The 11,783-nt window shown below is 44.9% G+C and carries 4 protein-coding genes; 3 read left to right on the forward strand and 1 reads right to left on the reverse strand.

Translation table 11 applies throughout. The annotated features are described in order from the left end of the window. Positions 1-12: 12 nt before the first annotated feature. The gene (locus tag PseudUWO311_RS05335; protein WP_223807448.1) at positions 13-3,294 is read right to left on the reverse strand and encodes a CBS domain-containing protein; all 3,282 of its coding nucleotides are present in this window, start codon (positions 3,292-3,294) and stop codon (positions 13-15) included. Between the two features lie 374 nt (positions 3,295-3,668). Between PseudUWO311_RS05335 and PseudUWO311_RS05340 the strand changes: the two genes are divergently transcribed. From PseudUWO311_RS05340 to PseudUWO311_RS05350, 3 genes are all read left to right on the forward strand, one after another. Continuing rightward, on the forward strand, positions 3,669-5,429 hold the full coding sequence (locus PseudUWO311_RS05340) for a GAF domain-containing protein (RefSeq protein ID WP_142654172.1): 1,761 nt from the start codon (positions 3,669-3,671) through the stop codon (positions 5,427-5,429). A 131-nt stretch (positions 5,430-5,560) separates the two neighbouring features. Further along, entirely contained in the window at positions 5,561-11,356 is a 5,796-nt protein-coding gene (locus tag PseudUWO311_RS05345; RefSeq protein ID WP_142654173.1) for a PAS domain S-box protein, read from the forward strand. Between the two features lie 3 nt (positions 11,357-11,359). Beyond that, on the forward strand, positions 11,360-11,782 hold the full coding sequence (locus tag PseudUWO311_RS05350; protein ID WP_142654174.1) for a response regulator: 423 nt from the start codon (positions 11,360-11,362) through the stop codon (positions 11,780-11,782). Position 11,783 lies beyond the last annotated feature (1 nt).

Here is an 11,783-nt window from a genome sequence, read left to right on the forward strand (position 1 = left end):
ATTGAGCTAAATTTATTGAGCTAAGATTTGTTGAATTGCATCGTTAAGTTGCTGAAACATGATCGGTTTAGTCAGATATTCATTGGCTCCCGCCTCTAAACATCTTTCGCGATCGCCTTCCATCGCCAGAGCTGTTAAGGCAATAATTGGAATTGCCGCAATTTGTGGATCGGTTCGGATCAGGCGAATCGCTGTTAGCCCATCCATTCTTGGCATTTGAATATCCATAATGATCGCATCTGGGGAATGAGCTTTAGCCATTGCCACAGCTTCTTCGCCATTTCTAGCAATGATCATGCGGTAATTGAGTGCGGTCAGATAAGCGGTAAGGGTTGCAATGTTTGCCTCATTGTCTTCGGCTAGCAAAATCAGAGGAGCGATCGCTTTGCCAGAATTACCTGCGATCGATCGTCGATTAGCATCAGTCATGTCGGTCGAGGGAGCGCTAGATCCAAACATCTTATAGGGTAGGACAACGGTAAAGCAACTACCCATTCCTATTTGCCCCTCGGCGATGACTTGCCCCCCATGAAGTTCGACGATCTTTTTAACGAGAGCTAGACCCAAGCCAGTACCTTCGTATTGTCGGTTAAGTGCACTATCTAACTGCACAAAGGGTTGAAAGAGTCGTTGCAAATCTTCAGGAGCAATACCAATACCAGTATCCGTGACTTGAAATACGATCGCTGGCGAATTCATGGCTCTAATTTGTCGCGGAATCGTTGCCTCTCCTTGCCATGTATCACCACTACCGATCGCAACTAAAAGGCTTACTTTCCCACCGCTTGGGGTGAATTTGACGGCATTGCTGAGTAAGTTAATTAAAACCTGTTTGATGCGACGTTCTTCGACATCGATTTTGTTGATATTTTGAGGAATATTGCTATAGATTTCTACTTCCTTCTGAAATGCTTGCTGTTTGATAAAGACTAGGCTGGAATCGCAGAGATTTTGGACTGAGGCGGGTTCAATTTTTAATTCCACCATCCCTGATGAAATTTTTGATAAATCGAGAATATCGTTAATCAGTTCTAGTAGGTGTATGCCGCTTGATTCGACGATGCCGATCGCGTTTAATTGAGATTCAGTCAACGAGCCTAAAAGCTTCTCTTTGAGAGCATTTGACAGTCCTAAAATGGCATTAAGGGGCGTGCGGAGTTCGTGACTCATATTGGCGAGAAACTCGTCTTTGAGTCTGGTTGCGCGGGCGAGTTGTAGGTTGGTTTCGGTTAATTGTTGCTGGACTTGTTTACGTTCCGTAATTTCTTGTTGAGATTGAGCATATAGACTAGCTTGCTGAATGGCGATCGCTAATTGAATAGCAATTTGTTGAATCAGATTAACCTCATGCTCTTGCCATTGGCGAGTATGAGCGCATTGATGGATGCACAGTAAGCCCCATAGGTTGTTGCCACATAGTAATGGAATTACTAGATTTGCCCGTATCTGAAACTGTGCTAAGACATCACGGTGACAGTCCTTCAGCCCAGCATTATCTATATCATTCACGACTTGCATTCGACCTTGGGCATAGGCGGCGGCATAGCCTTCGCCAAAGCAATGGTCGTGAATGTGAACTTCCATTGCTGAACTAAATCCATCGACAACGGATTCGGCGACAAATTCACCATCATCAAAATTGGATTCGGGGTAGAACTTGAAAATACCGACGCGATCGCATTGCAGTAATTGCTGAATTTCTTGACAAGCGGTATCAAAAATTATTGAGAGATCGAGGGATTGACGGATACGCTGAGTAATTCCTCGCAATAGGGTTTCTCGATTTGCCTGTTGGAGAATAATTTGCTCGGCTTGTTTGCGATCGCTAATATCTTTTGTGACACTCAAAGCGCCAATTATTTGCCCACTGTCATCCCAAAGAACCGTCACCGATAATGATACGGGAAAACATGAGCCATCTTTGCGAATATGAATCCATTCCTCATCAAATAAGCCTTCTATCGCCAAATATTTTAACACTTCAAAGCCCACACCAATATCTTTACCCAATATTTTTGAGAGTTTGGCGGCTTTGTCGCTCACCTCTTGAGCATCGAAGAAAATTTCAGGTGTAACCTTGCCGACAACTTCTCCCATACTGTAGCCAAACATCTTTTCCGCGCCAGCATTAAAAGTCTGAATGATGCCAGCTAAATCGGTGGAGATAATCGCGTAGTCAGTACCATCAAGGATTGCCCGTTGCAGTTTATTGACTTGCCATAGCTCTTGAGTTCTCTCTTGGATTGTCAACTCAAGCGATTGATTAAGCTTTTGCAGTGTTTTCTCTGCTTCTGATAAAGATGCGGTTCTTTGATGAACTTGACTTTCTAGCTCAATATTGCGATTTTCTAGCAGAGTTACTTTTTCTGATTCTAGTTGTTCTACTTTTGCTTCTAAAATCTTGGCTAAATTATAGATTTCAGTTGGATTTAGTGCGTTTAGTAAACTGGTCTGGGTAACGATTCCTAATAGTTCGCCCAGTTCCCCCGTTACTACCAAACGCCGAATCAACCGCTGCTCCATGATCTGATGCACAGTCCAGAGAGTATCCTCTTTTGTAACCGCAAAAATTGGCTTACTCATCACTGTACTTGCTTGATAGCTATTAAGATTTAAGCCTAGCGCCTGAAACTGGACGATGTCTCTCTCGGTGACGATGCCTACTGGTCTCCTTAGAGATGTTTCATTACCGATCGCCTCGACGATAATGACAGAACTAACGTTTTGGGTCGCCATTAGTTGGGCGACGGCTAACATCGAGCGATCGCTCGCCGCACAAACTACATCGCCAGTCATTACCTCCGATACTAGCCGCAGTCGCATGAGATCGATGGGACGCGAAACTTGCCTTAAGCTTTCGTGAGTAACCATCCCCACTAGGCAGTCTTGCTCGTCGAGGATTGGCAAATGCCGAATGCGGAACTGTTGGATGAGGTTGACTGCTAAAAATAAATCTGTGAGGGCAGACTCACGCAGGGTCACCAAGGGATGCGCCATAACCTCACTCACCAACAGGAGATCGAGATTTTGCGTCTGAGCGCTCAGACGTACTACGTCTCGCTCGGTCATGATGCCAATGACTTTGCGATCTTCGACCACAAATACACAGCTCGATCGCGACTCTTGCAAAAATTCTTGCTGGTGAATATCGCTATTACTGTCAGCATCACATTGCGATCGCCCGCTACTCATTAAAGCGATCGCCTCCATGACTGTCGCAGCGCGATCGACGACCAAAAGATCTCGAATAATTGCTGACTTCAGTTCAGAAAGTTTGATAATGTCTGAGTTCACAATACTTTCCCCTATCGATATTTATACTATTGCACAGCACACGACCAACAACAATGCGCCAAAATCTAGATACATTCCTAAGCGGATGATGGGGATTCGTTAGTGTTTCACCAGACACAGGCGCAGATAAATATCTATAGCAAGGGAATTACCCCACCCTAACCCTCCCCTTGCAAAGGGGAGGGAACAAGATTTCTGGTCTTCCCCCTTTGCAAGGGGGAATTAAAGGGGGTAAGTCCGACTTGATATATACACGATAGCCCTTTGTAAGGGGGAGTTAGAGGGGGTACAAAACTTCTCAAACACGCTCTTAATTTAAGAAGTGGTATAACATGAGTTAAATAAATTGTTCAAACCTCTTACTATCTATCCCTGTGAGCCAACAGATCGAAGAACTACTGAACAAAGCCCCATGTGGCTTTCTCTCGTTTACCGACGATGGCTTGATTGTGCTAGCTAATTTTACGCTATTGCAACTATTAGGATATGAATCTGACAGTCTTGTTGGGAAGAGGTTGGAAATAATTTTGCCGATCGCTAGTCGTATTTTCTATCAAACACATTTCTTTCCACTTTTAAAACTTTATGGCAAAGTTGAAGAAATCTACTTCTCATTGAGAGCAAAAGATGGGAATGATATTCCAATGCTAATTAACGCATCTCGTCGCAGTCAGAGAGAAGATTTTGTCAATGATTGTATTTTTATTCCCATTCGTCAACGTATTCAGTACGAAGATGAAATCCTGAAGGCGAAGAAAGCAGCAGAGGCAGCGACACTTGCCCAAAAGCAAGCCGAAATTGCGTTGCGATCGCAATATGATCGCGCAATATTAATTGGAGAAATTACTCATCGGATTCGTCAATCCCTTGATCTGGTGAAAACCTTGGAAATTGCTACATTGGAGATTCGCAAATCTATTCAGGTTGAGCGCGTTTGCATCTACAAATTTACACCCGACTCTAATTTTAATGATGGAGAATTCGTTTCTGAATCAATCGCTGATAACATCGACTCAATTCTTGACATTAAAATTGGCGATCACATTTTTGCTGAAAAGTATGCTGATTTGTATCTCAATGGACGCATCCAAATAATTGAAGATACTAAGAATTCGCAACTATCAGAATGTCATACAGATTTTTTGCATCAATTTCAAATCCAAGCTAACTTAGTTGTACCCTTGCTCGAAGGAGAAGGTTTTTTGTGGGGATTGTTATGCATTCATCAATGTTCTGCACCGAGGCAATGGCAAGAGATTGAGATTGAGTTTATACAGCAAATCGCCAATCAACTTGCGATCGCCATCCAGCAAGCTAATTTAGTGGAACAGTTACAGTCGGAGCTAGCAGAACGACAGCGAACCGAAGACAGACTGATCGAGTCTAATGCCCAGCTCTCGATGTCTAATCTCGAACTACGCAAAACCAGTGCTCAACTAGAAGCATCTAATCAAGAGCTAGAATCTTTTTCCTATTCTGTTTCCCATGACTTACGTGCACCATTACGGGCGATCAATGGGTTCAGTCAAATCTTGCTTGAAGACTATGGCGATCGCTTTGATGACGATTGTAAAGATTACTTTAGTCGCATTCAACGTAATGTCAATCGCATGGGAACGCTGATCGACGACTTATTATTGCTATCGCGGATATCCAGATCGGAAATGCGCTATGACAAGGTCAACCTTAGCGAACTAGTCCAAGAGATCTCTGGCGACATCCAAGCTTTGCAACCAGAGAGAATAGTGGATCTGAGTGTTGTGCCAGAAGTCTTTGTTTACGCCGATCGCAACCTCATGCGCGTAGTCTTAGAGAATCTTTTGCAGAATGCTTGGAAATTTACTAGTCGTCATCCCACGGCTCAGATTAGTTTTGGTATTGCCCAAAATCTAGATCAAACGCTAGCACAAACGACTTATTTTATGCATGATGACGGTGCAGGGTTTAATATGGAGCAAAGCTCTAAACTATTTGGAGTATTTCAACGATTACACAGCACCAGTGAATTCCCAGGCACGGGGATTGGCTTGGCAACAGTCCAGAGAATAATTCATCGTCATGGAGGCAAAATTTGGGCAGAAGGATTAATTGAACAGGGAGCCACTTTTTACTTCACCTTACCCAATCCACCTTGAAAGCCCAAAATTAGTTTCAGTAGGGTTTTGGAGTTTTCATTTTGCTTACAGCAAAATGAAAACCGCTACAAAAAGAGAGCTACCGCTCGTTTCGGAAAGTATGTTCTATTCACACTACGCGGCAAACCGTCATGTCTACGCCCACAACGACACTCACTCAAACTGAATTAAAATCGGCAATCGTGCGTACCCCCCTAGTCGTCACTGCGGAAACTACTGTGATGGAAGCGATCGCGAAAATGAGCGAGACAAGGACAATCTGCGCCGCCGACCATACAGGAGACTCAGATAACGTCCACCTCGAAGCAAGATCGAGTTGTGTATTGGTGATGGAAGGGGAAAAAGTTGTCGGCATTATGACCGAACGCGATGTGGTGCGTGTCAGCGCTCAACAGCGATCGCTTGACACTGTGACCGTGCGCGAGGTGATGGCAACACCTGTGGTCACGTTGCGAGAAGCTGACTTTACCGATCTGTTTTCAGCGGTAAATCTGCTTCAGCAGCGCCGCATTCGCCATATGCCTATTTTAGATCGCGACGATCGCCTTTTGGGCATGATTACCCACGAGAGCTTGAGGCAACTCGCGCGACCTGTCGATTTATTACGCTTGCGTTTAGTGTCTGAGGTAATGACAACAAATGTGGTCTGTGCCGAACCCTCGACATCGATGCTTGCGATCGCCCAAACTATGGCTGAGCGACGAGTTGGCTCAGTCTTGATTGTGGAAACCCAATTCGATCTAGAGGGCAACCCCTTGCAAATCCCCTTGGGCATTACAACTGAACGTGATATTGTCCAGTTTCAATCTCTAGGGTTGCAATTAGAGCGCGTGGAAGTGCAGATGGTGATGAGTGCACCTGTGTTTGCGGTACGTCCTAACGACACCTTGATGGTGGTACAGCAGATCATGGAGCAGCGATCAATCCGCCGCTTGGTTGTGACAGGCGATCAGGGTGAACTATTGGGTGTTGTGACTCAGACCAGTTTGTTAAATGCACTCAATCCATTGGAGCTCTATACCCTATCCAAGATTTTGGAGCAAAAGGTTTCGCAACTGGAGGCCGAGAAACTAAAACTGCTGGAAAATTACAATGCTGAACTAGAGCATCAAGTAGAGCAACGCACGGCTGACCTCCATGCTAAGTTCGAGCGGGAGCAGTTGATCTCCAAGATTTCAACAGGTATTGCGGCTTTATTTAGTTTGCCAGAAATCCTCAACGCCGCAGTCCAAGAACTGAGATCGTTCCTTGGTTGCGATCGCATGTTAGTTTGGCAGTTTGAGCCCGATTGGAGCGGTGTGATTGTCTCTGAGTCAGTGGGTGCTGGTTGGCGAGCCTCATTGCATGAGGCAATTGACGATCCCTGTTTTCGTGGGGATATTGCTCTACGATATGGCGAAGGTCGCACGATCGCGATCGCCGATATCCATCAGGCTGGTTATCCCAACTGTTATATTGAGATGTTAGAGGCATATCAAGTTAAGTCCAATCTTGTCGTCCCAATCCATGTCTCAGGCAAATTATGGGGATTGTTGATTGGACATCAGTGTGACGATTATCGGGATTGGCAAGATGCAGATTTGTTGTTGTTAAATGAGTTAGCAGTGCAGATTGCGATCGCGATCCAGCAAGCTTCCGCCTATGAGCAAGCCCAAATCGAACAAGCAGAGCGGCAACGCGCTGAAACCTCTCTCAGGGAGAGCGAACAAAGATTTCGCGCCATTTTTGACAACATGTTCCAACTGATCGGTCTATTGTCGCCCGCAGGGATTTTGCTGGAAGCTAATCCAGCTTCGCTAACGGTGGCTGGGGTAGAGATTGAAGATGTCGTGGGGAAACCCTTTTGGGAAACTCATTGGTGGCAGGGTTTGCCAGAGGCACAACTACAGTTGCAACAGGCGATCGCCCGTGCCGCCAGGGGTGAATTTGTGCGCTATGAAGTTGATATCTTAGGAATAAATCAAACGATTATTCCCGTTGACTTCTCATTGCGTCCGATCTTTGATGAATCTGGACGGATCAATTTATTGATTCCTGAAGCGAGAGATCTCAGGGAAGCAAAACAGCGAGAGTTGGAACTTAAACAGAGCGAGCAAAGATTCACCTCTTTGGCGACTGCTGCACCTGTCGGGATTTTTCGCACGGATACCGAAGGCAACTGTCTCTATGTAAATAAGCGTTGGTGTGAGATTGCGGGACTCAGCGCCGCTGATGCCGCAGGATTTGGATGGATCAGTGGTATCCATCCTAGAGATCGCGAACTAGTCTCGGCAGAATGGAATGAGTCTGTGCAAGCTAATCGACCTTTTTATTTAGAGTATCGATTTCTAAATAAATTTGGGCAGATTACTTGGGCTCTTGGTCAGTCGGAGGCTGAACGAGATGCGATGGGCGAAATAATCGGCTATGTCGGCACGATTACGGATATTAGCGATCGCAAACAAGCTGAAGAACAAGCCCAGCATCGTCTGGATATCCTAGAAGCTGCAAGGGATATCATTGCCTCTACAGATAGCACAGGGAAAGTTACCTATTTGAATCGGGAGGGGAGAGATCTATTAGGAATTGCTCTAGACGAAGACATTTCTCAGACCCATATCCCCGACTATCATTCTCCCCAAATGGCTGATTTCCTTCTGCAAGAAGCACTCCCCCAGTGCGTAAAGAATGGATTTTGGGCAGGAGAGACCCGATTCCGACGATGGGATGGTAGCAGCGAATTTCCTGTCCTACAGACAATCGTGTGCCATCGCCAGCAAGATGGAGCTATCAGTCATTATTCTACGATCGCGAGGGATATCAGCGATCGCAAACAAGCCGAGGCGGCTCTACAACAACTCAATCAAGAACTAGAAGCCAAGGTCGAAGAACGCACCCAAGCACTTTGGCAAGTGAATAGTTTGCAAAAAGCTATTCTCGATGGTGCTGATTATGCATTTATTTCCACCGATTTAAATGGGGTAATTCAGACCTTTAACAAAGCTGCGGAAAGAATGTTAGGTTACAGTGCTGATGAAGTAATTGGTAAACTCACACCAGCAATTATTCACGAACCTCAGGAGGTAATTAATCGAGCCACAATACTCTCTTTGGAACTAGAGCAAGATATTCCCATCGGCTTTGATGTATTTGTCGCCAAGGCTCGTCTAGGTATTGCTAGTGAAGACGAATGGACTTATATCCGCAAAGATGGTTCTCGTTTTCCTGTGTTGCTATCTGTTACCGCGCTAAAGGATATCAATCAGCAAATTATTGGATTCCTAGGTATTGCCCAAGATATTAGCGATCGCAAACAGGCAGAACTAGAACGCCAGCAGTTACTTCAGGAATTGTCTAACTTTAAGATCGCTTTGGATCGATCTGCAATTGTTGCGATTACCGATGCCAGAGGCATAATGACCAACGTCAACGATCGTCTCTGCGAGATTTCTGGTTACACACGCGAAGAACTACTTGGTCAAACCCATCGCATTATCAACTCTGGATACCATCCCCCTAGCTTTTTTCAAGATCTTTGGCGAACTATTGCCAATGGTGAAATTTGGCGCGGCGAAATTTGCAATCGTACTAAAAATGGCAGTCTGTATTGGATGGAAAGCACGATAGTTCCTTTTTTGGACGAGCAAGGACGAGCATTTCAATATCTCGCCATTCGCTTTGACATTACCCAACGCAAACAAGCTGAGTTAGCTATTCAAGAAAGTGAAGCCAGATTTCGCTATTTGGCGGATCATGCACCTGTGTTGATTTGGTTGTCGGGTTTAGATACACTTTGCTTCCACTTTAATAAAACTTGGTTAGACTTTACAGGCCGGACGATGGAGCAAGAATCTGGCAATGGCTGGACTGAAGGAGTTCATCCTGACGATTTTCATTTTTATTTAGATGTCTACACGACTTCCTTTGATATGCGTCAATCCTTTGAGATGGAATATCGTCTCAGAAGATTTGATGGTGAGTATCGCTGGATGCTAGATACGGGTACACCCCGATTTGATGCCGATGGTGAATTTTTGGGCTATATCGGCACTTGCACTGATATCAGCGATCGCAAAGCTATCGAACAGGAGATTTTAGAAAACCAAAGATTTATTCAGAAAATTGCCGAGGCATCGCCGAACATTCTCTATCTCTACGACCTACAAGAACATTGCAACGTTTACAGCAATCGCGAGATTGCATCAGTGCTTGGCTACACACCCACTGAGATTCAAGCGATGGGAGCGGCTCTATTCACAAACTTGATGCATCCCGAAGACCTTGTGAAAATACCTGATTACTATCAACAAATCGAAGCTGCGCAATCGGAGGAAGTTTTTGAAATTGAATATCGGATGCGTCATGCTAATGGCGAATGGCGATGGCTCTATAGTCGCGACACAGTATTTAGCCGAGACGATCGCGGACAGATAAAGCTGACCATTGGGACTGCACAGGACATTAGCGAACGTAAGCAAGCAGAGCAGCGGCTCAAACAACAACTCACTGCGATCGAAGCCGCTGTGGATGGCATTGCGATCCTCAAAGACGATTGCTATATTTACCTAAACTCGTCACATGTTAGTTTATTTGGCTATACTCGCCCAGAAGAGCTCTTGGGCAAAAACTGGAGAATGCTCTATTCCTCAGAAGAGCTTCAGCGTTTTGAGCGCGAAGTGTTCCCAGTCCTAGGGACTAAGAGACATTGGGAAGGCGAAGCGATCGCTATCCGTAAAGATGGAACTACCTTTATTGAGGGGTTATCACTCACCTTGACCGAAGATGGCTTGCTGATTTGTGTCTGTCGTGATGTTTCTGCACGCAAACAACAAGAAGAAGAACTACAAAACCTTTCTGCGCGTCTCACCTTAGCCGCAAAGTCAGCCGCGATCGGCATTTGGGACTGGGATGTCGTGCAAAACATCCTCACTTGGGATGATCGCATGTACGAACTCTATGGCATCAAATCCAATCAGTTCACGAGTGCCTATGAAGCTTGGTCAAACAGCTTACATCCAGACGATCGTAGCGTCAGTGAATTGGCACTCCAACAAGCCCTAAAGGGTGAAAAAGACTTTGACACCGAATTTCGAGTAGTGCATCCCGACGGAACAATCCGCTTTATTCAAGGCTATGCAATGGTGCAGCACAACGCGCAGGGTGAAGTGCAGCGTATGGTTGGGATTAACATTGACATCACCGATCGCAAACTTGCTGAATCTCAAATCTTGCAAACCACTGCCCAGCTACAAGCTTCCAATCAAGAGCTAGAAGCCTTTGCTTATTCTGTTTCCCATGATCTCCGCTCTCCTCTTAGGGCGATCGATGGCTATAGCAATGCATTAATTGAAGATTATTATGACAAGTTTGATGACGAGGCGCGAGATTACTTCGATCGCATCCGCCGCAATATCAAACGCATGGGAATGCTGATTGAAGACCTATTACGGCTCTCCCGCGTATCGCGATCGGAAATGCAATATAGTTATGTTAATCTAAGTGCATTGGTTGAAGAACAAGTAAGTGAACTACAAGTATTAGAGCCTGAACGAGAAGTAGAAGTAGTCATCATTCCGAACATATTCGTATCAGCCGATCTCACTTTGATGCGAGTTGTGATCAGTAACTTAGTCCAAAATGCTTGGAAATTTACTAGCCATCATGTGTCTTCACGCATTGAATTTGGCGTAATGCATCTAGAAGATCAATTAGTCTATTTTATCCGTGATGATGGGGCAGGATTTGACATGGCATTTGCTAAAATGCTCTTCGGAGTCTTCCAGCGTCTACATAACACCAATGAATTTGCAGGTACTGGTATCGGTCTGGCAAGCGTACAGAGAGCCATCCATCGACATGGTGGAAAAGTATGGGCTGAGGGATTTGTAGAAAAAGGTGCGACAATTTACTTTACAGTACCGTATACATCGTCTAGAGCAGGAGGCTAAATCATGGCAACTCAAGCGACCATCTTATTAGTTGAAGATAATCCCGATGACGAGCGTTTGGCTATCAGGGCTTTGCGTCGAGCCAATATCTCTGCTGAAATTCTCATCGCTCGTAATGGAGAAGAAGCTCTAGCCACAGTATTTAATACAAATTGCCTTCCTATCGTTATGATTCTAGACTTAAAATTGCCAAAAATTGATGGTCTGGATGTTTTAAGAGCTATCCGAGCTGATGCAAAAACTCGTCTACTACCAGTAGTAATCCTCACTTCATCAAGTGAACAGCGGGATATTATTGACAGCTATGACCTAGGGGCAAATAGCTATGTTCGGAAACCAATTGAATTTGATCGATTTACTGAAGCTGTAGGGCAATTAGCAATTTACTGGACAGGTATTAATGAACCAATCACTTTAGAGAGATAAA

It is taken from the genome of Pseudanabaena sp. UWO311, from assembly GCF_006937785.1.
In the GTDB taxonomy this organism is placed as follows: Bacteria; Cyanobacteriota; Cyanobacteriia; order Pseudanabaenales; family Pseudanabaenaceae; genus Pseudanabaena.

Bases quoted from the DNA above. Each gene is read 5' to 3' on its own strand.
- PseudUWO311_RS05345 (WP_142654173.1), top strand. From the start codon at position 5,561: ATGTCTACGCCCACAACGACACTCACTCAAACTGAATTAAAATCGGCA.
- PseudUWO311_RS05350 (WP_142654174.1), top strand. From the start codon at position 11,360: ATGGCAACTCAAGCGACCATCTTATTAGTTGAAGATAATCCCGATGAC.